General features: G+C 40.3%; 23 protein-coding genes. 11 read left to right on the top strand and 12 right to left on the bottom strand.

The features are described from left to right. Window positions 1-268: 268 nt before the first annotated feature. The 8 genes from LMH66_RS08035 to LMH66_RS08000 all read right to left on the bottom strand — a co-directional run bounded on the left by LMH66_RS08035 (window position 269) and on the right by LMH66_RS08000 (window position 7,074). Window positions 269-1,078 (bottom strand): ion transporter, encoded by an 810-nt coding sequence (locus tag LMH66_RS08035; protein ID WP_102528232.1) that lies wholly within the window; start codon window positions 1,076-1,078, stop codon window positions 269-271. 153 nt (window positions 1,079-1,231) lie between these two features. Beyond that, window positions 1,232-1,555: a hypothetical protein gene (locus tag LMH66_RS08030; protein WP_102528233.1), complete on the bottom strand. Its 324-nt coding sequence runs from the start codon at window positions 1,553-1,555 to the stop codon at window positions 1,232-1,234. A 29-nt stretch (window positions 1,556-1,584) separates the two neighbouring features. Beyond that, window positions 1,585-2,241 (bottom strand): hypothetical protein, encoded by a 657-nt coding sequence (locus LMH66_RS08025; protein WP_102528234.1) that lies wholly within the window; start codon window positions 2,239-2,241, stop codon window positions 1,585-1,587. A 7-nt stretch (window positions 2,242-2,248) separates the two neighbouring features. Beyond that, window positions 2,249-2,938 carry a PspA/IM30 family protein gene (locus tag LMH66_RS08020; protein ID WP_102528235.1) on the bottom strand — a complete coding sequence of 230 codons (690 nt, stop codon included), beginning with the start codon at window positions 2,936-2,938 and terminating at the stop codon, window positions 2,249-2,251. An 11-nt stretch (window positions 2,939-2,949) separates the two neighbouring features. After that, on the bottom strand, window positions 2,950-3,363 hold the full coding sequence (locus LMH66_RS08015; protein ID WP_102528236.1) for a YjfI family protein: 414 nt from the start codon (window positions 3,361-3,363) through the stop codon (window positions 2,950-2,952). A gap of 80 nt (window positions 3,364-3,443) precedes the next feature. After that, window positions 3,444-5,192, bottom strand: a complete 1,749-nt coding sequence (locus LMH66_RS08010; protein ID WP_229369190.1) for a polyamine aminopropyltransferase — start codon at window positions 5,190-5,192, stop codon at window positions 3,444-3,446. A gap of 4 nt (window positions 5,193-5,196) precedes the next feature. Beyond that, window positions 5,197-6,096 (bottom strand): DUF350 domain-containing protein, encoded by a 900-nt coding sequence (locus LMH66_RS08005; RefSeq protein ID WP_102528238.1) that lies wholly within the window; start codon window positions 6,094-6,096, stop codon window positions 5,197-5,199. Window positions 6,097-6,105: 9 nt separating this feature from the next. Next, window positions 6,106-7,074 (bottom strand): hypothetical protein, encoded by a 969-nt coding sequence (locus LMH66_RS08000; protein WP_102528239.1) that lies wholly within the window; start codon window positions 7,072-7,074, stop codon window positions 6,106-6,108. Between the two features lie 240 nt (window positions 7,075-7,314). On the opposite strand from LMH66_RS08000, the gene glnE reads away from it, so the two are divergent. From glnE to LMH66_RS07985, 3 genes are all read left to right on the top strand, one after another. Next, window positions 7,315-10,182, top strand: a complete 2,868-nt coding sequence (glnE, locus tag LMH66_RS07995; RefSeq protein ID WP_229369197.1) for a bifunctional [glutamate--ammonia ligase]-adenylyl-L-tyrosine phosphorylase/[glutamate--ammonia-ligase] adenylyltransferase — start codon at window positions 7,315-7,317, stop codon at window positions 10,180-10,182. Between the two features lie 314 nt (window positions 10,183-10,496). Next, a complete protein-coding gene (locus tag LMH66_RS07990; RefSeq protein WP_102528241.1) occupies window positions 10,497-11,465 on the top strand; it encodes a sensor domain-containing diguanylate cyclase in 969 nt (322 codons plus the stop codon). Between the two features lie 194 nt (window positions 11,466-11,659). Beyond that, complete coding sequence (locus tag LMH66_RS07985) at window positions 11,660-11,941, top strand: DUF3081 family protein (RefSeq protein ID WP_102528242.1); 282 nt, start codon at window positions 11,660-11,662, stop codon at window positions 11,939-11,941. 152 nt (window positions 11,942-12,093) lie between these two features. Here LMH66_RS07985 and zapE read toward each other — a convergent pair whose 3' ends face one another. Together zapE and LMH66_RS07975 are read right to left on the bottom strand one after the other, a co-directional pair. Next, complete coding sequence (zapE, locus tag LMH66_RS07980; protein WP_229369189.1) at window positions 12,094-13,302, bottom strand: cell division protein ZapE; 1,209 nt, start codon at window positions 13,300-13,302, stop codon at window positions 12,094-12,096. Between the two features lie 88 nt (window positions 13,303-13,390). After that, window positions 13,391-14,011 (bottom strand): helix-turn-helix transcriptional regulator, encoded by a 621-nt coding sequence (locus LMH66_RS07975; protein WP_102528244.1) that lies wholly within the window; start codon window positions 14,009-14,011, stop codon window positions 13,391-13,393. 229 nt (window positions 14,012-14,240) lie between these two features. On the opposite strand from LMH66_RS07975, the gene LMH66_RS07970 reads away from it, so the two are divergent. The 6 genes from LMH66_RS07970 to aroG all read left to right on the top strand — a co-directional run bounded on the left by LMH66_RS07970 (window position 14,241) and on the right by aroG (window position 21,207). Beyond that, a complete protein-coding gene (locus LMH66_RS07970) occupies window positions 14,241-15,560 on the top strand; it encodes a polymer-forming cytoskeletal protein (protein WP_229369188.1) in 1,320 nt (439 codons plus the stop codon). Between the two features lie 479 nt (window positions 15,561-16,039). Next, window positions 16,040-16,378, top strand: coding sequence for a P-II family nitrogen regulator (locus LMH66_RS07965; protein WP_102528246.1), 339 nt, complete (start codon window positions 16,040-16,042; stop codon window positions 16,376-16,378). A 10-nt stretch (window positions 16,379-16,388) separates the two neighbouring features. Continuing rightward, on the top strand, window positions 16,389-17,639 hold the full coding sequence (locus LMH66_RS07960) for an ammonium transporter (RefSeq protein WP_229369187.1): 1,251 nt from the start codon (window positions 16,389-16,391) through the stop codon (window positions 17,637-17,639). 98 nt (window positions 17,640-17,737) lie between these two features. Next, window positions 17,738-18,118, top strand: a complete 381-nt coding sequence (locus LMH66_RS07955) for a hypothetical protein (RefSeq protein WP_229369186.1) — start codon at window positions 17,738-17,740, stop codon at window positions 18,116-18,118. A gap of 426 nt (window positions 18,119-18,544) precedes the next feature. After that, window positions 18,545-19,774 (top strand): tetratricopeptide repeat protein, encoded by a 1,230-nt coding sequence (locus LMH66_RS07950; protein WP_229369185.1) that lies wholly within the window; start codon window positions 18,545-18,547, stop codon window positions 19,772-19,774. 380 nt (window positions 19,775-20,154) lie between these two features. Then, on the top strand, window positions 20,155-21,207 hold the full coding sequence (gene aroG, locus LMH66_RS07945) for a 3-deoxy-7-phosphoheptulonate synthase AroG (RefSeq protein ID WP_102528313.1): 1,053 nt from the start codon (window positions 20,155-20,157) through the stop codon (window positions 21,205-21,207). 83 nt (window positions 21,208-21,290) lie between these two features. Here aroG and LMH66_RS07940 read toward each other — a convergent pair whose 3' ends face one another. Further along, window positions 21,291-21,464: a hypothetical protein gene (locus tag LMH66_RS07940; RefSeq protein WP_102528249.1), complete on the bottom strand. Its 174-nt coding sequence runs from the start codon at window positions 21,462-21,464 to the stop codon at window positions 21,291-21,293. Between the two features lie 371 nt (window positions 21,465-21,835). On the opposite strand from LMH66_RS07940, the gene LMH66_RS07935 reads away from it, so the two are divergent. Together LMH66_RS07935 and LMH66_RS07930 are read left to right on the top strand one after the other, a co-directional pair. After that, a complete protein-coding gene (locus LMH66_RS07935) occupies window positions 21,836-23,623 on the top strand; it encodes an ABCB family ABC transporter ATP-binding protein/permease (protein ID WP_229369184.1) in 1,788 nt (595 codons plus the stop codon). Between the two features lie 138 nt (window positions 23,624-23,761). Next, entirely contained in the window at window positions 23,762-24,010 is a 249-nt protein-coding gene (locus LMH66_RS07930; RefSeq protein WP_102528251.1) for a hypothetical protein, read from the top strand. A gap of 196 nt (window positions 24,011-24,206) precedes the next feature. Here LMH66_RS07930 and LMH66_RS07925 read toward each other — a convergent pair whose 3' ends face one another. Next, a complete protein-coding gene (locus LMH66_RS07925; RefSeq protein ID WP_229369183.1) occupies window positions 24,207-24,407 on the bottom strand; it encodes a hypothetical protein in 201 nt (66 codons plus the stop codon). Between the last annotated feature and the right edge of the window lie 15 nt (window positions 24,408-24,422).

Below are 24,422 nucleotides of genomic sequence, written 5' to 3'. Positions count from 1 at the left end.
GAAAAGGGAAATGCTGTTGTTTCCCTTTCGTCTGGTGTGGGCGAAGCGCCACGACCTTGATTTAGATTTTGATTTAGAATCTATTCAAATCTAGAAATCATTACCTAACTAAAGCTGCTTACAATTTTTGGGGCAGGAATGTGTTACTCCTAACCCGTTTCATTTGCAAAAATACTAGAAATTATCAAACTATATTATAAATGCTCAGACTTTATTATGATTTATCAAACATTAATATGAAAGCACAGGTTAATTTACTCTGCGCCGACTATTTATTATTGATCTCTTTACGCAAGCGGGTGATTTCTTCCAGCATCTGCTGTTGGTTCTTTTCCATTTGAGCTTGATTCTGCTCCATTCTGGAAATCGCTTTTTCAAGCTCAAATTTAATCTCATTTTTATTGGTTTCATTGCGTTCATTTTCATCTGGCGCAACAAATACTGACGCCATATAGCCAGAGATAACACCAAAAAAGCTCACACCACTCATAATAACAATCGCCCCAACAACGTGGCCGACACTGCTCACAGGGTAGTAGTCACCGTACCCTACAGTTGAAATGGTCACGAGTGTCCACCAAATAGCTTGTTCAGCGGTTTCAATATTGGCACCTTCAACACCCGCCTCAACTAATAAAATCACAATAGAAGCGGTGGTTAAGATAAACACCATTGCTAGTAATAGGCTGGCTAATGTGGTTTGTTTACGTTGTTTTAGTAACGGTACGATGAGTGCGCGGCTAACTCTAATAAGCCTAATGACTCGAAGAATTTGGAATACACGGGCGATACGCAGGGCTTCAATGGCAGGAATACTGGCGACAAAGTCGATCCAATGATGGCGTAGATAGAATTTTTTATTGCTGGCTTTGATTAGGCCATAGAAGAATCGCGACATGAATATCATACAGATACTGAGATCGATAAACAGTAATAGCTGTCTTGTCTCAGGGTCGACATGACTGAATGTCAGCACTAATACCACGACGACAGAAAACAGTGATAACACCATCATGGCTAAATCAAATGGACTAGGACCATTTAAGGCTTTCAGTGACCAGCGTTTTTTTTCACTCATGTTAAAAATCCGTTTATACAATAAATCTTTGCAATGATGCTAACAATGTAACTGTGGCGAGACAATCTCAAGGCATAAAAAAACACGCTCAAAGGCGTGTTTTATGTTCGATAAATATCATTACGGTATTAACCGTAATCAGTGGCTAACAAATTACACATCAACAAATTGGACTAAATCATCAAGCACGCGCTTTTTAATTTCAAGCTGTGCATCTGATGCTAATCCATACCGTTGGGCCAGAATGACATAATCATCTTGGCTTAATGACACGGTCAATCTTGGTCGTTTAGGACGTTTTGTCACTTCTAAACCTAAGATGGAGCGAATTTGATCTGAAGGGCTAACACCTGCATCAAGCGCAGCTTTACGAATTAAGTATTGAAACTTTTCATCGAGGTCAAAAGCCACTTGAGTTGCTTTTGCTGCTTGCTGATTTTTAATCCATGTATCTGGTAATGATTTACCTTTACTCATGTCAGGTGTTACTCCTTAAATTGCGAAGATTAACTTGCTGGCCAAAACTCGCGAATGTCAGTCACTGGACGATACAAGGTTAACATTACATCTGTATCGCCGCCTTCGTACACTTCAATATCGACGGCTTGAGAATCTTCATTATTAACCAATGAATAGCTTTCAAATGCATTACCACGGTGCTGACTGCTATCATCTTGAGGTGGTTTTTGACCTCGGTAATCTTCACGATGGAAGTAACCAAAACAGCCAAACTCAACTTGATGATATGCGCTAGCAAGCCAACGTCCGTATTCGCTATCTAATTCATTGGACAATGAAAGGGTTTTCAGCTCAGCGTTACCTGGTTCTTCAAAAATTTGACCAAATTGGTCTAAATCAAATAGCTGTTCTACAACGGCTCGATTCACTTTGATTGAAAAACTTAAATACGCTTCATCTTCTTGATGATACGAGAGGTAAATGGCTGTGCCACTATGACCTCTAAGTAACCACTCACATTGCTGTGAACGTTCATACTCATAGGTATGTACTTCTTCAACTTTAAGTTGCTGCCCACGTAACTGTTCAGGTAAAGCAAAACTATCATCAAGGGAGATCATATCTCCCTTGAGTAGTTTGTTTACATGATCAAGCTGACGTTTTGGGGCTTCTTTCTTGCCGAAAAGGCCACTTAGAAATCCCATAGCTTAATTAACCTTTTTTCGCTTTTAGGCGCTCTAATACAGCATTAGCATTAGATTTTTGCTCGCCAATACCTGCTTCAGCTAGTTTAGCGTGCAGCGACTTGTCACTGTTTTCTTCAGCTAAGGCTTCAGAAGCTTGTAGGCGGTCATCAAACGACTGCTGACGCGCTTTGATACGCTCTAAAGAATCTTTAGCATTCATTAGCTTCGAGTTACTTGAAGCAAATGAGTCAGTGATAGTCGCTGTAGCTTTTTGAACACTTTCAGTGGTCTTAACCATGCTTAGCTGACGTTGGTAATCAGTTAACTGACGTTCAGTTTTCTTCACTAAGTCTTTTAAACGTACTGCGTGAGCAGAGAAGCTTGTATTAGCTGACTCTTGGTCTGCAAGCTCTTGGTCAAGTTGAGCAATTTTCTCTGCTACTTCGATAGCTAAAGCTTCGTTGTCTTTTTCAAGCGCTTGAGTGGCATAACCTTCATGCTCAGTAATGCTACGCTTAAGGCGGTCAACTTCACGGCTGGCTTGCATTTCTTTGGCCATCACATCAGTTAATTCACGCTTCGCTTTGGTTAGATGCTTTTCTGCATCACGAATTTCTTGTTCAAAAATACGGGTAGAATTTGCGTCGACAATATTTTGACCGACTTCATTAGCACCACCGCGAAATGCCGTTAAAATTTTATTTAAAATGCCCATGATATGGCTCCTTACTTCAAAAATTCGACAAGTTCGTCGATGACTTCTAAACAGTTATCAGACAATACTGATAATTCTTGTTCAATCTCTTCCATGCTTGAGGTGACGGATAGTGCACCGTAAACCACATACTTATCATCAATTTTTGCAAACGATGAAAGTGGCATTGGAATATTAAGTTCCAGCATGGTTTCAAACATTTGAGTGCGAGTGTCTTCTTTGACTTCGCTCTCATCCCATAAGTAACTGATGCACAAAATTTGGTTGTCAGTTACCGATACGAATACGGGTAATTCTTCACGACCAGCAACGTTGACTTGTAATACTTCGACATCACCGTCAATTGGGAAACAATCAAACTTCAAACCGGTATGACTCTCGTCGCCGAGTTCTGTTAGGTGATTAGCAATCTTATGGATATTCATATTTGTCCTTGTTGACATATTATGTCTTAGGTTTCAAAGATAGCACTTAGACATATTATGTCAAGGCTATTTTTGGTAGATTAAAAAAGATTCATCCCTTGATTCTCAGACCATGACGCTAAGTGGTAATGATAAAGCTGTAATGATCCAATTGTATTAATCTTAATATTGTCTTTGTCATCATAAAAGTTACCGGGGAATTCAAAAGAAGCGTGGATTAACCCCGGCGTTAACCAATCTTCTTCGATGGGTAACTGTTCGTTATGAGCTAGGCGTGTTCTTGCATCGAGCCCAGAACGCGTTGCTATGGTCCAGCCCCACTCACCAAAACTAGGCACATTATGATGATATTGCTCAACCGTAAAACCGGCTGATTCGATAGTGTTACCTACCGAGATAAATGCTTGTTGGGCATGATAAGGCGAGGTCGACTGTACCGTCATTGCACCATCAGCACTTAATAATTCTGCCAGTTTGCGGTAAAACAAATCAGAATATAATTTATTTAAATCGGGATGGCTTGGATCAGGCAAATCGATAATGATTGAATCAAACCTTTGATTATCACTAATCAGTTTATCTACGCCATTAAAGGCATCATCGTAGATAAGTGTCACTCGAGGATCGTTTAGCGCATCACCATTTAATGCCAACATGGCATTGCTTACATGCTCTGGCATGTTGTCTTGTGGCTGCTTAAATAAATCTACTAACTTTTCATCAAGATCCATTAACGTGACTGATTTCGGCTGCCACTTTAATACCTGTTTGAGCCCTAGACCGTCACCGCCACCAATAATCAGTACATTGTCCTGTCTCGCACTTGCTGCCAGAGTAGGGTGGACTAAAAAGCTGTGATAGATGTGCTCGTCGATACTTGAGAACTGTAATCTGCCGTTAATGTAGAGTGAGTAAACAGGCGCTTGACCATTACCCCGCAATCTTTCAGTAAAAGTTAATTGCTGAAAACGTGTGGCTTCTGCATACACAACTTTGTCTTTATACAGCAGGTTATTGAAGTTTTGTTCCCAACTTGGGCCATGCATTGCCAATAATACCAATACGCCACTGGCGATAAAGTGCACTGTTAAGATCAACTTTGCCCAGCGGATCTGATCCCAAAAACGCCAGATAAACACAAAACCAGCTAATAAATTCACACTGGCAGTCAGTGCTGCTGCAAGTTGAATGTCCAGCGATAGCATGAACATAACCCAAATGGCTGCCCCGACACCTGCACCGACATAGTCAGCGCCGTATATGGTGCCCGCATTGTGCAGCAGATGTTCTTCTGAAAGCGATTGACGTACACGGGCAATCAGTGGGATTTCCATTCCGATCATCAAGCCCAGAATAACCCCCCAAACATAAGGTAAGTATTCACTTAAGTTTTGTAAGGTGCCAATAAAGCCGCCGTCAGGAATATGATCAGGTGGTAGGCCCAGTGTATTGGCAATTATTAATGGTAGTTGTTGACCAAAGCCAATAACTGCAGCGGTGATTAAAATGGCCAATGAACCACAAAATGCCACTGTCAGTTCAAGTAAGGCAAAACCAGTAAAGGCGCAGCGAATTTTGCGAGCTGCAAAAGCACCAATACCCATCGACACAATCATAATACCAATCATGGTATAAATAGCGGCTTCAAGCGCGCCTAAAATACGGCCCGCATAGTGAGATAAGAGGTATTCGTAAATAAGACCGCAGCCAGCAAGGAGTGCCATAATGCCCAATAAAAGAGCATCATCGAACCAAGCTAAGCTGCGTTTAGAAGGACTGCTCTGCTTGTTGCTGCCCTCCTGGCCATTTTCAAGCAAAGTGTTATTCATCAAATTACGCCATTAATGCCGCAAGAATAAGGGCGATACTGACACTAATAGCAAGTTCTACGGCTGCAACACCGACGTTATGCTGTTTCTCTACTTCGTCAGTTAAGTTAATTTGCGCCAGTACTAGCTTTTTAACGACGGCCAATAATACTGATAGTGCAATTAACATGATAATAGAGAAGGTTAACCAACCAACAATATTCATAAAGTAAGCAGAAGGGTCATAAATGATGAAATGGCTTGCCGCATTAAAGGTAAATGCCATCGCAATCATATAACCACTGTGACGCACTGCAATAGCAACTTGGCCTTGTTCTAAGGCTTTTTGCATTGAATCACCTTGATTACGTTTCGCATATTGATGCTCACGGAATCGGGTTAAGATCACTAGCATTAGCTGTGAAATCAAAAACGCTGTGAAAATAGCAATAAAGGTATCAAGGGTGATGTCTTCAGCCCACATTAATACTGAGCGGATGATAATCGCAGTAGCAATTGCGGCAGCGGCATCAACAATAGCAATCGACATATTGCCATTAACGATTTGACTGTTTTTGTCCACTTCATTTAGCGCAACTTTATCATGTAAGAAACGGCCAAATTTAATCAATACTAAACCGAATACACCATAGAAAGTCATGCCTATAGCTTCCATTGCATAAGAGTTTGCAGCTTCACCAGTGATAGCACCAGTTAATACAATACCCAAGGCTAAAACCGCACCTGCTGTGCTAACACCAAAAGCGAAGTTATCGCGTTCGGCTAATTCTGCACGGCTATTGACTCGCACACTCCAGCCTTGTAGATAACGCATTAGCGCTAACAAAACTACCGCAATGGTAATGTCGATTGCTAAAATAATAGCCAGGTCTAGGGTGAGCCCGAAGTCAGTTAAAAATGTCATGATTATTCCTTATTTGCCTCGGCGTACACCGCGAGTTGTGCGGCTTGATGAATTACGGAAACTGCTGTCTTTAGAGTAGGTCGAACGGAACTTACTTGAACTTGCACTTCTGGTGCCCGTTGTACTGGCTTTTGGCGCTGAAGTACTTTGTCTTGATAAACTTGTAGAGCCTGTGCGAGATTTTGCGTACGGGCTATTAAACTGTTTACCTTGAGAGTTAAACGTTTTCTTGGTGTTCTCGTAGGTGCGATTTTGCGCACTAGCCTGCTTTGGCGATGTATAACGGTAACGGCCTACATCGTTGTAGTAGCTGTAACCACGGTTATTTGACCAACGGTCGTAACGTACTGGGTTCATCACATTTGAGAACATCGAGTACATGCCGTACCAGGCCCAAAATGACATGCCACTGGAGTTACTTTGCCAGCTACCATAAGACGGGTTACCGACAAGTTGACTACCTGCGCCAAAATCTTCACTGCCATTGGCCAGTGCTGCAGCTTCTCGGCTGATAGAATTAACTCGTGCAAGCTGCCCGCCAGATAAATCGGCTACAACATTGACTGGATCAGACAGCATATCGTTATACAGACTTGAATCAGCTGCTTGGTAAATATTCTGCGCTTCTTCTAACTGTTGATCTAAATCGATGAAGTTGGCTGAATCAGATAATTCACTGGTACGTCTTTGTAAGGACTGGAACATTGGCCCTGATGTTCCCGCATCTTTTGCGAGCTCATCTAATAAAGGGACTAAATCAGGTTTACTTTGCTTAAGTAAGTTAGCGTACTGATTGAGCAAGGTCGCATTACGCAATTCACCCGCATTGAGCATCGAGTTTAATTGCCCCAAACGTTGTTGAGACAATTGCTGATACTGAGCAATTTTTTCAGGTCTGTCGTCACCACAGCCTGTTAATGTTAAGCACAATATTATCGTTGAAAATACTGCGAGGACACGGGGAAGCATGCCAGCCATGTTTTCTCCAAATGGTAAGAAATTCATCTATAAATATAATAACAAACCGCATAAATATGTGCTCAATTACGACCAAATATTTATACGGTTAGGTATAACTAGTATACAGGTTATAGTAATCTTAATGGCATATTCAATTAAGACTTACATTAAACTTTTGTTATGAATGGTATAGCACATTTCGACATAATATGTCGATTGGAAAGTGTAACGCCGTATGTAAATTGCTGAAGGGATCGAATAATAATGCAAAACCAAAGTAACAATGCCTTATCTGCCGAATTATCTAACATTGCAGAACGTTACTGGTTAAGACTGTCTGATGAATGGCCTGAGGTTGCAGACAAACTTAATCAAACCCAGCAGCAAGAGTTAAGGACTGTTTTTGGGTTAAGTGATTATATTGCCGAGCAACTTTGTCGTAACCCTCACTGGATTGAAAGTTTATTCAATGGCTTAATTGAAGACGTCGACAGACAGACTTTTTCTGCAGAACTTGACGCTAAACTTGAAGTACTGACTTCAGAGGAGGCCGTCAAATCAGCACTGCGTCAATATCGAAACCTGCAGATGGTGCGCTTAGCGTGGCGCGATTTCAAAAATTATTCCGATGTTGAATCCTCGTTATTAGATTTATCTGCACTTGCAGAAGCTTTAGTGATTGCCGCACGGGATTGGCTTTATAAAGAAATGTGCCAGCAATTAGGCACGCCTAGCGATGAAGAAGGTAACCCACAACCTTTGCTTATTCTCGGGATGGGTAAGCTCGGTGGCCGTGAACTGAATTTTTCCTCTGATATCGATTTAATCTTTACCTTCCCAGAGCACGGCGAAACCATTGGCGGCCGACGCGCTCAAGCCAATCAACAATTTTTTATCAGAATGGGGCAGCGATTAGTTAACTTATTGGATCAAGTTACGGTTGATGGTTTTGTGTTTCGTGTTGATATGCGTTTGCGTCCTTATGGTGAAAGCGGACCATTGGTTGTGAGCTTCAGTGGTCTTGAGGATTACTATCAAGAGCAAGGACGAGACTGGGAACGTTACGCCATGGTGAAAGCGCGAGTGCTTGGCCCTTGGACACAATACAGTGACGATTTACATGATCTGTTAAGACCTTTTGTTTACCGAAGATACATCGATTTCTCAGCAATCGATTCATTAAGAAAAATGAAACAGCTAATTGCCCAAGAAGTTCGCCGACGTCAATTGACCGATAACATTAAACTGGGCGCAGGCGGTATTCGAGAAGTTGAATTCGTAGTGCAAAGTTTTCAGCTTATTCGTGGTGGTAGGGAGCCGTCATTGCGCCAACAAAGTTTATTCGGTGCGATTGATACTTTATATAACTTAGGCCAACTTGAGTATCTTGCGGTAGATGAGTTGAAGCACAGTTATATTCTGCTGCGGCGCGTCGAGAATTTACTTCAAGCTATTGATGACAAACAGACGCAAACCCTACCTGACAATAGTGTGGATTGGCAGCGGTTGTGTGTTGCGATGAAATACGAGGATGAAACTGAATTAAGAGCCAAAGTGACCGATGCTATGGCGCGGATCCACGGCCATTTTAAAGAGACTGTTGGCGGTGAAGATGAACATGATCAAACTGAGCATTGGACCAGTCAATTATGGGTGATTGAAGATCCTGACAATGCAGCAGCGTTATTGGATGAGCATTTAGTGGATGATGCGAACTTTTGGCCTACATTAATTGAGTGGCGCTCCACCACCACAAAACGCTCTATTGGTCCTAGAGGACGCGAAACCCTTGAAAAACTCATGCCGAGGTTGTTGTCTGAATTGCTCGAACAACCTATTCCAAGTGTTGCATTAAAAGCAGTGTCTGGTGTGTTAGAGCAGATTTTAACTCGCACCACTTATCTTGAACTATTGTGTGAAAATCCTGGCGCTCGACAGCAGTTGATTAGCTTATGTTGCGCTAGCCCTTGGATTGCAGAAGAGTTAGCCAACTTTCCAATGTTGTTAGATGAGCTAATCGACCCATCGCAACTTTACGACACCACCTCAGTTGACGATTACCCAAGTGAATTAAGACAGTATCTACTGCGCGTGCCAGAAGATGACATGGAAATGCAGATGGAAGCATTACGACAATTTAAGTTGTCTCAGCAGCTAAAAATAGCAGCTGCTGATGTGACAGGGGTTTTACCTGTGATGGAGGTGAGCGATCACCTTACCTTTTTGGCAGAAGCGATTATCGAACAAGTTGTGCTGCAAGCATGGCATCAAGTGTCGGCTCGACATGGAGTACCAGAAGGCACAAGTCCAGATAAAATGGGCTTTGCCATTATTGGTTATGGCAAGTTAGGCGGAATCGAACTCGGTTATGGTTCAGATTTAGATTTAGTATTCTTGCGTAATAGTCTCAACACCGGGGAAACCGATGGCAAGAGACCCATCGGTATTGGCCATTTCTATTTAAAGTTGGCACAACGCATTGTGCATTTGTTTGCCACGCGCACAACATCTGGCGAGCTGTATGAAGTCGATATGCGCCTAAGACCTTCAGGTGCATCCGGTTTATTAGTTACCGAAGTCGAGCAGTTTAAAGAATACTTGCAAACAGAAGCCTGGAATTGGGAGCATCAGGCGTTAGTTCGTTCTCGTTTTGTTTATGGTGATAATCAACTGGCAGCTCGCTTTAGTGAGATCAGAACTGAAGTATTGTCGCAGCCTCGAGAACTCACTGAACTGGCAAAGCTCGTCAGAGACATGCGTATTAAGATGCGTGACCATTTGCTAAAAGTCAGTAGTGATAAGTTTGATTTAAAGCAAAGTGTGGGCGGCATTGCTGATATTGAGTTCATGGCGCAATATTTGGTGCTTGCTAACGCTAATGAGCATAAAGAGTTAGCCATTTGGTCTGATAATGTACGCATTTTTCAAGTGCTAGCTGAGCTTGAAATTTTACCTATGATGACCGCACAACATCTGACGCAAACTTATTGTTGGTTACGAGATGAAAATCATCGACTGACCTTACAACAACAAAAGGGCCAAATAGATGCTGATGTTGCAGATAAAAATGTATCTCAGGTTATTGACATTTATCAGCATATTTTAGGTTCTGAACTTAACTCGTAGCAGTTGTGGTTATCAGTGATTGCTTTTAGTTAAATTTGCTATGGCTAATTAAAACCTTAACTAACCATGATGCTTAGGAAAAATATAAGTATCACAAAAGTAAAAAGCGGGTGAAGCTGCTTAGTTAATTACAACATATGGAAGCTCGCTTCACTTTTGACTGATTAATTAGAATAATGGTTCAGATATTTAGCAGAGTGAACTTAAAGCTGCTACGCTGAATGTTATCCAGTAACTGATTGAATTGAAATTTAAATACGTTACTGCTAATAATAAAAATAACACCTTACTCTTCGACACTCTGGGCTGGAAACATGTTAACTGCACCGATACGCGACAATGAAGAAGCGCGCTTACAAACCCTGCGGAATCTAAATGTATTAGATACAGCAGCAGAAGAGCGCTTTGATCGTATTACTCGATTAGCTAAACGGTTATTTTCAGTCTCTATATGTTTAGTGAGCTTAGTTGATGAAAATCGTCAATGGTTTAAATCGTGTCAAGGCCTTGTTGCTACTGAAACCCCACGTGATATTTCATTTTGTGGTCATGCTATACATCATGATGGGCCATTTGTGATTAATGATGCCTCAGCTGATCCCCGATTTAGTGATAACCCTCTTGTAACACAAGCGCCGCATATTCGCTTTTATACTGGCCACCCCTTAACCATGCCTAACGGTATGCGAGTGGGCACTTTATGTATCATTGATGATAAACCTCGTGAGTTTGGCGAAGAAGATCAAGTCGCACTTAAAGATTTAGCTGAAATGGTTGTGTCAGAGTTAGTGTCTATTCAGCAAACAACCTTAGATGAATTGACCGGGATTTCTAATCGCCGTGGTTTCGAAGTTTTGGCAAACCAAGCCATGGCGACGTGGGATAGAAATAACGTAGGCAGTTGCTTAGTCTTTTTTGATTTGGACTTTTTTAAAGAAATTAATGATTCTCATGGCCATGATGCTGGAGATAGGGCACTAAAAAGCTTTGCAAATTTATTGACCCAAGAGTTCAGAGACTCTGATGTTATTGCTCGCTTTGGTGGTGATGAATTTTTGGTATTATTTTGCGAATGTAATGATGGTCATGTGACATTTGCATTAGAGCGCTTTAAGCGTGCACTTAAAATGCATAATGCTACAAGTAATGAGCCATTTGAGCTTGCTTATAGTGTCGGGTTTGCTTCTCGAAAGGCGAAACAAGAACTTGATGTTATTCAGTATTTAGAACTAGCAGATAAAGAAATGTACCAAGTAAAAGCACTACATCACCACGAGCGCTGAAGCAAATTGATACATTATCTGGCCATTCCGTTGACGATTTTCCGAGCTTTATCACTGTTCTATTTTATCACTCGCCTAGACTAAATGAATGAATAAGTAGGTGATCTTTTTCAGCGCTAAATGCGTAAATTAAGTATTGCTTATTTAACCGATTATTATTGTTGTAATTGCAGTATCTAGTCAGGAGTCTTTCTATGAAAAATGCCATAGATATTTATCAAGCACTGAAAGTGTTTAATAAAATAACTGAATTTGGTGAAAAGCAGGCAAGTGACGCTGGCTATAACTCTACCTATCACCTTTGTGGCTTGCACGCAGAAACGGGTTATGACGGCTATACCATTACCCTAAGTGATGGCCGAACTTCGCTTAATATTTACTTTCATAATAAATATCAATTTGACTACCCTGATAATGAAGCATTTGAAAACTTTATGCGCCGCTTTAGTGACGTGATGAAACATACCGTTCAATAAGATAAGGCTCCCATACATGGTACTTGGTGCTTGGTGCTTGGTGCTTGGTGCTTGGTACTTGGTGCTTAGTACTTGGCAGTTAGCATTAACTGATTCTGAGCTTGAATCCAGCCTTATAACTGATTGGTTTTTTTTACCAACATCTCAACGTGTTAAATCCACCGCTTCATTTCTATTAAACGACTGATGGTTCTTCTAAATTCAAAAGACAATGCACCACCAGTGTATAGCTCATTGATATTGAAGCAGGAGCAGACTGTCAGTGATACTTTTTGGTCATAAAACTCATCGACTAAACTAATAAACCGCCTTGCTGGATCATCATTGGTGGCGTAATTTAGCTGACGTTCACCTGTCTTTGTGCCAATAGCTGCATCTTCAGTGCCTCTGGCTTTAATCCAAGACCTAACTTCTCCACCTAGTTGCGGTATTTCATCAATTACGACATGTTCAAATTGACTGGCAATTTCTATGTAATCTAATTGAGAGCGAGGTCCGTCACATAGCGCAGCAAAGTTAAACCAAATAAGTTTATTTACTCGGGCTTTAAAAGGAATTGGACGATTACAAATGATGATGTTGTCATTGTTAATACAAACAGCTGCTTCATGGGGATAGTATTTCCCAGCTAATTGAATAAATTCTTGGGGCTCCATCGTAAGAGGCAATGTAATTTGTTCTAACAGTGGTGCGGCAGGGGCTTGGTTAATACGGTGATCAATCAAGCCGTTAAGTTCTACCTGATTAACTTGCTTAATTAATAGTTTAATAAAAGGTAAAAAACGCTCTCTTTGTAGCCCACCTTCATAAAGTCGATTAATTTCAATATTAGATGTAGCGACTAAAATGACGCCTTGATTAAATAAATGCTCGAATAGACGGCCGAGAATAATGGCATCACCAATATCTGAAACAAAGAACTCATCAAAGCAAATAACCTGATATTGGTCAGCGTATAGATGTGCAATATGAACTAGAGGGTCGTTAATTCCTTTACTGCTATTAAGTTGATGGTGAACAGCAGCCATAAACCGATGAAAGTGTAATCTGAGTTTACGCTCAGTGCTCAGATTATTGTAAAACAAATCCATCAAGAAGGTTTTGCCTCGGCCGACATCTCCCCACAGATACACACCTAACGGTGCGGCGTATTGGCTTTTGGAGGACTTAGTTGAAGGAGAGGTTATCGTTTGTTGATTATTAAGTTGCATGAACAACTGGTTTAGTGCCGTGAGCGCTTGCTCTTGAGCGGGATCATCAATCAGAACATCGTGGGTTGAGTCCCGAGAGCTTGATTTAGATTGCACTATTTTAGCGCGATATAACTGTAATAAATTGGTTGTCACGCTATTGCTACTCATTAGCCAAAAAGTCATTCCATATAGCAAAGTATATCAGCAATTAAATTAGCTTATAGTGTGATTTCATTCTCAATTATCGAAATAGTGTTTATACCTGAGTGAAAACATAAGACAGCTGGCCTCGGCTTGAAACATTGGTTTTTTTGAAAATATTCTGAATGTGCATTTTAACGGTATTGATTGAGATACTTAAATTGGCAGCAATTTGCTCGTTAGATAAGCCTTGGCACACTAACGACAACACTTGCTGTTCTTTTTTAGTGGTTAATGAAAGTAACTCTGTCTGGCGTTGGGTGATAGGTTGGCGCTTACGGGATTGAATATAGTGCGACATAGCATCATGGCTAAAATAGAGTTTATTGTTATCTATATTTTTTAATGCTTCGATGATTTCGATAATAGAAGCTGACACTGCCAAACCACCGTGAAAACCATTGGCGATTAGTAAGGTTTCAGTATCTGAGTTAAATGCAGTGCAAAAAGCAAGGTGTTTGCCTTCAGAGATAAGTTCTGCAGATAGATTTGGGATATGTTGCTTAGGATCATCAACAAAATGCAGAAGGATTTTTTTGTGCTGATCAGCTTGTTGCCAATGAAAGTCGAGAGGATCATGGCTGATAGTATTACATTTGAGTAGCTCAGTAATTTGACAGAGCTGTTTAGTCAGAGGCTCAGGAATATCGCCTAAGAATATATCCGATAAAATCATCTTACGTCCTTGTTGAATACAACCAACTATTGAAGTCCTTAACAATAGTTTGCTTATGTTAGCGAAGCGGATTATTACATATATTTTAGAAACACTGAAGTTATTAATGAATTAGCTAAATAAGCCGCGTTTTAAAGTGAATGACATGTAAATGCAATGTTATTTGTTGTTTTAATTTAGTTGGTTTACTATAAGTCGAAAATTTATAATAAAAAGGATACTGCTGGGTATGAATAACAAAGGAAACGGGGTGACTTTTATTGGTCCCGAAACTTCACTGGATGGGGAAATGACAGTAAAAGGGCCTGCTTTGATTGCTGGTCAAGTCAAAGGTGTTATTCGTTCAACAGACCAAGTTAAAATTGAAGTAGGTGGCGAAATTGACGGTGAGCTTTACTGTCAAGAATTACGAGTTTGTGGTGTGTTTAAAGGTTCTTTACACTGTAACAGTCTCGTCATCGTAAGCTCTGGTGTAGTTGAAGGTGATGTTTCAAGTCATAAAATGGAAATTTATGATGGTGGTCAATTCTTAGGTGCTAGAACTAAAGGCCCTGAGCAAGGCGTTTTACCTGAATTAGCGGCAGATGAACAACCTGTTGCTTCATATAACGCTCCATTTATCGAAGAGCCAGCATACGCCTCCCCAAAGGCTGAAGCGCCTATTGCAGAGGCGCCGATAGCACAGGCTGCAAAAGTGAGTAATGTTAACGTAATGGCTGAGCCGATTACGAATGTTGCTGTTGACGCTCCTCAAGTCAAAACTGAGATTAAACCAGAAGTTAAACCTGAACCAATTTCTGACATCAGAGACAACTTGCAAGCAGACATTCAAACGAATGAGCCTGTTTTAAAAGCAGAACCTAAAGCTGCTGCGCCGCAAGAGCAACGTACTGCTGCAACACCAGCACCAGTACAAAGCAATGATACTGAAGCTGCTTCAAAGCCAAAATCTAAACTTGAAATTAAGCCTCAGCCTAATCCTCAAGCGCAATTAGCAGCTAAAGCTGCGGCAGAAAAAGCGCAAGAGAAAAAGTCAGGTTCTACTAAATTTGTTGTTGCTGGTGTTGTGTTAGCTGCTGCAGTAGGTGCAGTAGTTATGAAGCCTGAATTAGCAGAAGACTTAATGGCTCAATTCAATCAGCCTGCATCTCAAAATGAAGCATCTGTACCAGCAGTTAAAGATGTTGTCGTTGAAGAGGTTGTAGAAGCTGAAGACGTGTCAGAGCTTGATAATTTAGTTGATGCTGAAACCGCATTGGCTCAATTAGATGAAGCTGCACAATCTGAAGCCACGTCAGAGTTTGAAGCTGGCTTAGAAGAAGTAGCTGATGACCAGGAAGCATTATTAGCTGATTTAGGTACGAGCTTAGAGGCTGATATTGCAGCTGAAGCTGATGAAGTTATTGTGACAGCTGAAGAAGCGACAGAAACTGATGCGGTAGATAAAACTCAAGTAGACAGTTTATTAGCTGATTTATTGGCTGAAGAACGTACAGAGTCAGTAGAGGCTGTTGATACTGTTGAAGACACTTCAACAGGTAATCTGTAACCTTTACAATCAGTCATTAGATTAACAGAATTAGATTGTTATATTTGACCGAAAAGAGTGAAATACCTAACTCAGGTATTTGATAAAAGGTCCTCAATTGAGGGCCTTTTTTTGTGCCATTGGGGCCAACTATATTTATACCGTCTCATCTTTTACCCACTTATATTTATTGCTTTATTATTCTATGGGTACTTTTATTAACGCTTTTATTTTCCGCTAATCATTCGCCTTATTCTGGCTTTTAAAACTCCCACTAAACTCGTCAATTTAACCAAGTTTAAGTAAATCCATCGCACTCAATTCTCTGCGCTAATCTTGTGCGCACTGAAATGGAGCTGCACTCTGTTGGTGCGTTTTTGTCGTTATAAATATTATTGTTTTTATCATATCCTTTTAAAAACATGAGCTTATAAGTTTGGCCTGATGATTGAATTGTAATTGGAAACAAATATATAACAATCACACTTTTGGAGGTCGAGATGAAACTCGTCAGCGCTATCATCAAGCCATTTAAATTAGATGATGTCCGAGAAGCAATTGCTGGAATGGGCATTGAAGGAATGACTGTAACTGAAGTAAAAGGTTTTGGTCGTCAAAAAGGGCACACTGAACTTTATCGTGGCGCAGAATATCAAGTTGATTTTCTTCCTAAAGTGAAATTAGAAATTGCCACTAAAGCAGAAAATTTAGAAGTATTACTTGAAGCAATTACTACAGCTGCCCATACCGGCAAGATTGGTGATGGCAAAATTTTCGTAACTGATCTTGAACAGGCAGTCCGTATCCGTACGGGTGAGCTTGATAACGAAGCACTATAAGGGGGCTGAAATGGAAGAGTTAGCAGCGTTAGGAACGACAGTCACTGAGTTACGTTTCGCATTAGATACGTTTTACTTTCTAATCTCAGGTGCATTAGTTATGTGGATGGCAGCAGGTTTTGCCATGCTTGAAGCAGGTTTAGTTCGCTCAAAAAATACCACAGAAATTTTAACTAAAAACGTATGTTTATATTCAATTGCGTGTGTGATGTACCTGTTAGTCGGTTACAACATCATGTATGTCGATAATGTTGAAGCGGGTTGGTTGCCATCATTTGGTTCGCTAATTGGTTCACAAGCAGATGGTGCTGACCATGCGCTTGAGTCTGACTTCTTTTTCCAAGTGGTATTCGTAGCAACTGCTATGTCAATTGTCTCTGGCGCAGTTGCTGAACGTATGAAGCTTTGGTCTTTCCTACTTTTCTCTGTGGTACTGACAGCCGTTATTTACCCAATTGAAGGTTACTGGACTTGGGGTGGCGGTTTCTTATCTGCTGCAGGTTTCGTTGACTTCGCTGGTAGTGGTATTGTTCATATGGCGGGTGCAGCTGCAGCTATTGCCGGTGTATTACTACTAGGAGCGCGTAAAGGTAAATACGGTGCAAACGGTTCAGTAAACCCAATTCCTGGTTCGAATTTGCCAATGGCAACCTTAGGTATGTTTATTCTATGGATGGGCTGGTTTGGATTTAATGGTGGTTCTCAGTTATTGGTTTCTGATGCAGAAAATGCTTCAGCAGTCGCTAAAATCTTCGTTAACACTAACTCAGCAGCAGCATTTGGCGCAGTGTCAGCGTTAATTGTTTGTAAGATTGTTTGGGGTAAAGCAGATTTAACCATGATATTAAATGGTGCATTAGCTGGTCTTGTTGCTATTACTGCTGACCCATTATCACCATCATTATTGATGGCAGCTGTTACAGGTATTGTCGCTGGTGGTGTTGTTATTTTCTCGATTGTTGGTTTTGACCGTATCAAAATTGATGACCCAGTCGGTGCGATTTCTGTTCACGGTGTATGTGGTTTCTTAGGCTTAATGTTAGTTCCACTGTCAAATGCTGATGCGAACTTTGGTGCTCAGCTATACGGCGCAGCAGTTATCTTTGCTTGGGTATTCGCGGCTTCATTCGCAGTATGGTTTGTCCTTAAAGCGACTGTAGGCATCCGTGTAACCGAAGAAGAAGAGTATAACGGTATGGATGCATCAGATTGTGGTGTAGATGCCTACCCAGAGTTTGTTTCAATTAAATCAGCTAGTTAAATTTTGATTTAAATTGGAGTGAGGTTAGAAAAGCAGAGCTATTTAGCTCTGCTTTTTTTGTTATACTGAAAATAAGATAAGCCTTAAAAGGTCACACTATGAACATACGAATTATGAACACGCGAATGAAGCTGGTCGTCATGATGAGTATCACTGCTATGCTATTGAGTGTGTCAGTTTCACCTGTTTATGCAGGTAAAGTCGTGGTGCGCAAAGCCTCTGAACCTTTTGATGCTTTTGCCGTTAGAGATCAAGTACAACAAGATCATCAATGGCAAGAAATGTTACGTATGCAGCAACAGATCCAAATTTTACAGGCCTTACCTGTTGGTTGTTTGCCAATTGCCGTACCATATCGCTATTTCAGCTGCTCAGGCAATGCTTATCGTCCTTATTCTTATCAAGACCAAGAACTATATATTCAAATTGATGAGCCAAGCTCGCAGCAAGTTCCACGAAAGCCGTCACAAAAACCTTAACGAACAACAAAGCTTAAGTACAAGGCTCAAAAAGCCTCTTATTATATTCTGAATAAAGCGGAATTTTTACCTCATTACATAGCTGGCGAGGAGTTGGATAAACTCCGCTATTACTGACCAGAGCATCACTGACAGTGCCCTAAAAATAGCGCTAACGGTGTTAACTCATTGCATCGCTTATATCACTCACACTGCTAACATCAGATACAGTTGTGACTTGAATGGCTCACAGCTCACAGCTCCTAGCTCATTGTCATAGTCATATAGTCATAGACATATTTATAGCCATAGCACATAAGTCTTAGTCAAATTTACCGTGGAAGTCATGCGCCATACTTGATGGCTTGATAAGTTTTGTAACGTTTAAGTGTCTCATTTTTTGTACTTGCATCTATGCTTAGTAAAGGCGTTTGCTGGAGCATAAAAATGTTACAAAAAGATGAAAGTGAGAAATTTATTTATGGCGGTATCTTAGTACCTACTAGGTTGCTGATTTATTGTGTTTATTTTATCGTTTTCTGTTTTATATTCTCCGTAATCTCAGGCTGTAGCAGCACGAGCCCAACTAAAAAAACACCTAATGTCAGTTCTTTATTCAATGATAGTGAGTTCACGGCTGTCACGATTCCAGATACTGATGCCATATTTGCACTGCCTGAAAAACTGAAAATAGAGATAAGAAGAGACTATGCGCGTTCAGGTGGTATTACCGGGACTAAAGTTCCTGTTAATAAATGGTTAGCTGAATACATTGATGCGCAAAATGGTGGGTTCGAATATCGTGACCATTTCACCAGAATGGCGAGTATAACGGCTGAGGAACGTGCTGGGAATTGTATGTCACTAGTGGTTTTATCTACTGCTATTGCTGATGTACTAGGTGTGCCTGTTAAGTTTCAAGATATAGATGTCGAGCCAATATGGGACAGGCGAGGGGGCTTTTATTTAGTTAATGGTCACGTCAACATGAAGTTACTTCATGTGGATCAGCCCAATACATATAGCATGAGAGGTTCTGAAATATTAGTGGACTTTTTACCTGAACGTTCAATAAGAGCTTACAGAGTGAAGCAAATCAATAAACAGACCTTAGCTGGGATGTATTTTAATAATGTTGCTGCAGAAGCCTTAGTGAAAAATGACTATGACTTAGCTTATGCGCTTGCTAAAAGAGCAATTGAACTCGATCCCTATTATGTTAATAGCATTAATACGCTGGCCGTGATTTATCGTCATAAAGGCATGGATGAGTTAGCCGAAAAAGCTTATCGTCATGTATTGCAGTTAGAGCCTAAAAATATTACCACTTTATATAATTTAGCCATTATTCTTGGGGAACAAGATAGATTAGAAGAATGGCAGCAAGTACATAAAGTGCTTGAGATAGCACGGATTAACAACCCATTTTATTACTTCGATATGGCTCAACAAGCCTACTTTGAAAAGCAGTATCAAGAGGCGTTAGTTTGGTATAAGCGTGCAGTGGATAGAGCTGATTATCGTCATGAGTTCTATTTTGGGTTATCGCGGGCTTATTGGGCGACAGGTGACCAAAGAAGAGCGAAAAAAAATATGGAAAAAGCAATCGACTTGAGCCTTGATGAGACCAGTCAGCATAGATACAAAGGAAAACTGCAAGCAATGTTACGGCATTAAACATTAAACATTAAACATTAAGCATTATTCTTATTAAGTTTCATCGCTTAATTAGTGCTATTGGCTGATACATAGCAGCCGCGGTTATTAAAACTATTTTCAGTTACCACTGAAAATAGTTTTTTATGCGCTGTGCTTATGGCTGAAATACAAGTGCGGCTACAGGCAGAGTTAACCGAAATAAATGAATTTATTGAATATTTTGTAATGTTAAATTTAAAGTTATTTATTAACAGTGATTTATACTCATAAAATAGATAAAATCATAGATTGAGTGAATTATTGTATGGTACTGTTTGAATTATAAAGCTGTTCGTTATGCTTTACTGCCAACTGTTAAATTTGGCGTAAATAATCTGTTTGCTGGAGCTGTATCAACTATGTATTACCAAAATGATGACGTTAGAATTGACGAGATAAAAGAACTATTGCCTCCTATTGCTATTTTAGAGCGATTTCCGGCGTCAGAAACGGCATCAGCAACCGTGTTTAATGCGCGTGATGGTATTCACCGAATTCTGAATCGCCAAGATGATCGTTTACTTGTGGTTATTGGCCCATGTTCTATTCACGATCCTGTTGCTGCTTTAGACTATGGTAAGCGTTTAATTGCACTTCGCGACAAGTACAAAGACCAACTTGAAATCGTAATGCGTGTTTATTTTGAAAAACCGCGTACAACAGTAGGCTGGAAAGGCTTAATCAACGATCCATATATGGATAACAGTTTTAAGCTTAATGATGGCTTGAGAACTGCGCGTAAACTACTGGTTGATTTGAATGAGTCTGGTATTCCTACTGCGGGTGAATTCCTCGATATGATTACACCGCAATATGTTGCTGACATGATGTGCTGGGGCGCTATTGGCGCACGTACAACTGAATCACAAGTTCACCGCGAGCTCGCGTCAGGCTTATCGAGCCCAGTTGGTTTTAAAAATGGTACCGACGGCACCATTAAAGTCGCTATTGATGCGATTGGCGCAGCAAGTGCACCGCATCATTTTCTATCAGTGACAAAGTTTGGTCACTCAGCGATTGTATCAACGAAAGGCAATCCTGATTGCCACATCATTTTGCGCGGCGGTAAAGCACCAAATTACAGCGAATCACACGTCACTGAAATTGAAGCCCAATTAGAAAAAGCGAAACTACCAACCAATATCATGATCGACTTTAGCCACGCCAACAGCAGTAAAGACTTTAACAAGCAAATGCTCGTTGCTGAAGATGTTGCGGGACAAATTGGTTCTGGTAATCACAATATTTTTGGTGTGATGGTTGAGAGTAATATTGAAGAAGGCCGACAAGATCTTGTTGTGGGCAAAGAGCTTTGTTATGGCCAAAGTATTACAGATGCTTGTATTGGTTGGAGCGATACAGAGAAATTGCTGGCAACACTTAGCGAAAGCGTCATCAAAAGACGTGGTTAACGGTTAATGTGCCATTAATCACTCATCATCAAGCTCTTGAGTAAATCAAAGCTCAATAAATAAGGCGCTATTCAGCGCCTTATTTATTTGTTGGTGTTTGCTAAATACTCATTGGCTTTAGCTAGGCTTCCAAATGCCGAAATAAGATTGTTTCTTCCTTTATCTTGAAGCTCAGGGTTACCTGATTCGATCATCATCCATACCCATGTTTGTATTAATTGTAATGGTGGGTGCTGAACTTTTGCTGCGTCTAACATGTTACTTCCTTTGAACTGGGAAAAAATGTTAATGGCCAGTATAAATCGCCAAAAAGTATCCATTAAAGAGTATCAAATTCTTTTTAGTTGCTGAACTAGAAACACGAGAATAATTGCTTATTTAATGAAATATTTTATATAAACCATCCCTTTATACTACCAATTCGCAACATTGGTAAGTCTAAAGTATTATTCGGTGGTCAATTTTTCAATATAATACGCTTACATTCATGTTGAACAACACTAAGGATTCTCACTGTTTATTGATATTAAATAGAACTTACCTCAAGCAAAAAGTGTTAACTTATTGTTGATGTGATGAATGTAGGCCAATGTATTTTTGAAGCGCAAGTATTTATGGGTGGAAGTAAATGAGACCGTCAGCGTATTTTGATGGACCAGTAGGCAAGCTAAACTGGAAAGTGGTGAGATTATTATGGCCTTACCTATTTGAATTTAAAGGGCGTATATTTTTAGCTATGTTGTGTCTGGTGATTGCTAAACTTGCCAGCGTTGGGCTTCCTTTCATTTTAAAAGACTTAGTTGATAGTTTAGATGGCCAGAAAACAGCAGCAATTGTTGCGGTGCCAGTCGCACTTGTTATTGCCTATGGCTCAGTGCGATTTTTGAATGTCATTATAGGTGAAATAAGGGATACGCTTTTTGGCCGCGTGACTGAACGTGCTATTCGACGCTTGGGTTTAGCTGTATTCGAACACCTACACAGGCTGGATCTCGATTTTCACTTAGATCGCAGAACAGGTGGTTTATCTCGTGATATTGAGCGCGGCACCAGTGGTATTAGCTTTCTAATGCGCTTTATGGTGTTCAATATCGTGCCGACGTTATTAGAAATCACTTTAGTGATCATTATTTTCTTTTTCAATTATGGTATTGGTTTTGCGCTCATAACCTTGATTGCTGTAGTGGCCTATATTGGTTATTCCATTGTGGCGACAGAATGGCGAACGGGTTTTGTTCGAGATGCCGCTAATGCAGACTCTTTATCAAATACTCGTGCGGTAGATAGTTTATTGAATTATGAAACGGTTAAATACTTTAATAATGAACGCTATGAATCTGAACGTTATGATTCGGCGTTAGATCAATGGGAAGTCGCTAAACGTAAAAATAGGCTGTCATTATTTGCATTAAATGCAGGACAAGCCTTAATTATCGCAGTGGCAATGACCTCGATGATGTGGCTTGCAGCGTCTGAAGTGACCGCGGGCAATATGACCTTGGGTGATTTCGTATTAATTAACGCTTTTATGATGCAGCTATTCATTCCACTTAATTTTTTAGGTTTTGTTTATCGAGAGATCCGCGGCGCATTAGCCAATATTGAACGTATGTTTGGTTTATTAGATAAAGTCCCGAGTATTCAAGATACTGCAGGTGCGTCTGAAGTGGTGCCAACAAAAGGCGAGCTGCGTTTCAATAATATTTGTTTTAATTATGATGAAAGACCGATTCTCAATGAGGTAAGTTTTACCGTTCCTGCAGGTCAAAAAGTGGCGGTAGTCGGTGAAAGTGGTGCGGGTAAATCAACATTAATTAAACTGTTATTTCGTTTTTATGATGTTGATAGTGGCTCGGTAACGATTGATGGAAAAGACATTAAACAACTGACTCAGCAAGCACTACGTCAATCGATTGCGATAGTGCCGCAAGATACCGTGCTATTTAACGACACGATTTATAATAATATTTTATATGGTAGACCTTCAGCGAGTGATGAAGAATTAAAAGAAGCGGTAAAATTAGCTAATTTGAGCGACTTTATTGAGTCGCTGCCAAATCAATGGCAAACCAAAGTGGGTGAGCGAGGTTTGAAGCTGTCTGGTGGTGAAAAACAACGAGTCTCTATTGCTCGCGCGATTTTAAAATCTGCCCCTATCTTAGTGTTTGATGAAGCGACTTCATCCTTAGACAGCAAGTCTGAACAGGCTATTTTAACAGCGCTTAAAGTCGCAGAAAAAGGCCATACAAGTTTAGTTGTTGCGCACCGACTATCTACTATTATTGATGCTGATAAAATTGTCGTGTTAAGCCAAGGGAAAATCGCAGAACAAGGCACCCATCAACAGCTTTTACTACAAAATGGCGTCTATGCAAAACTGTGGCGAATTCAAAATGAGCAAACAATCACACTTTGATGTGCAGCTTGTAGACGTTTTCTCTCTTTGATAGTGCAGTTTTTGTGTATAATTAGCTTTAATTGCCTGGAAAGGATTGAGATCGTTTAGGTAAATAGGAAATTATCAGGTAATTAAGCCTAAAAATGGAGGTCGTTAGTGCAAAACATTTCTTTAATAGCAGCCTTAGAGGGTACACAACATAAAGTGACCACGGATTGGTTTGCGATTATGGCGACGCTGGAAAAGCGAGAAATGAATCAAGATGAATTGCAGTCTGTCTATGATGAATTATGCGCAGGTTTGATTGTGACTACCCGTGGACTAACACTCGCAAAAATAAATGATAACGATAGCGAAGATAGTTTATTGAAAGCGGATGATAGCGCGGCAGATATTTTGGTATAAACTTCTGTCGATAAGCCTCAGGAGCTAACGGGCTTATTTAAAGATGTAAAAATGAAATTCACATAAAAAAAGCAATCCTTAGGATTGCTTTTTTATTGCTGAAATTGTCTCTAATTAGCTTAAAAGACTATTTTTTAGACTATCTGTTTTGAAACTATCTGTTTTAAACTATCTGTTTTAAACTATCTGTTTTAAACTATCTGTTTTTAGACCAGCTATGACAGACCATCTTAATCATTGAATTTGGGTTGGCATCTTCCGTTAATCTGGTGATTTGTCCTTGTTCGAAACAGATTTTCTCGCCTTCAATTTCAGATAGCTTTTCGCAGTTGCTACAAGTTAACGAAATTGCTTTATTCGTTCTGTTAGCCGTCATTATTGAGTTTTCTGATTTCAAAAATAAGTCCCTAGG

Origin of the sequence: Shewanella sp. 10N.7 (assembly GCF_020806285.1) — a bacterium.
GTDB classification, from domain to species: Bacteria; Pseudomonadota; Gammaproteobacteria; order Enterobacterales; family Shewanellaceae; genus Shewanella; species Shewanella electrodiphila.
The sequence above is the reverse complement of the archived record's forward strand: the minus strand, read 5'-3'. Positions and strand labels throughout refer to the sequence as shown.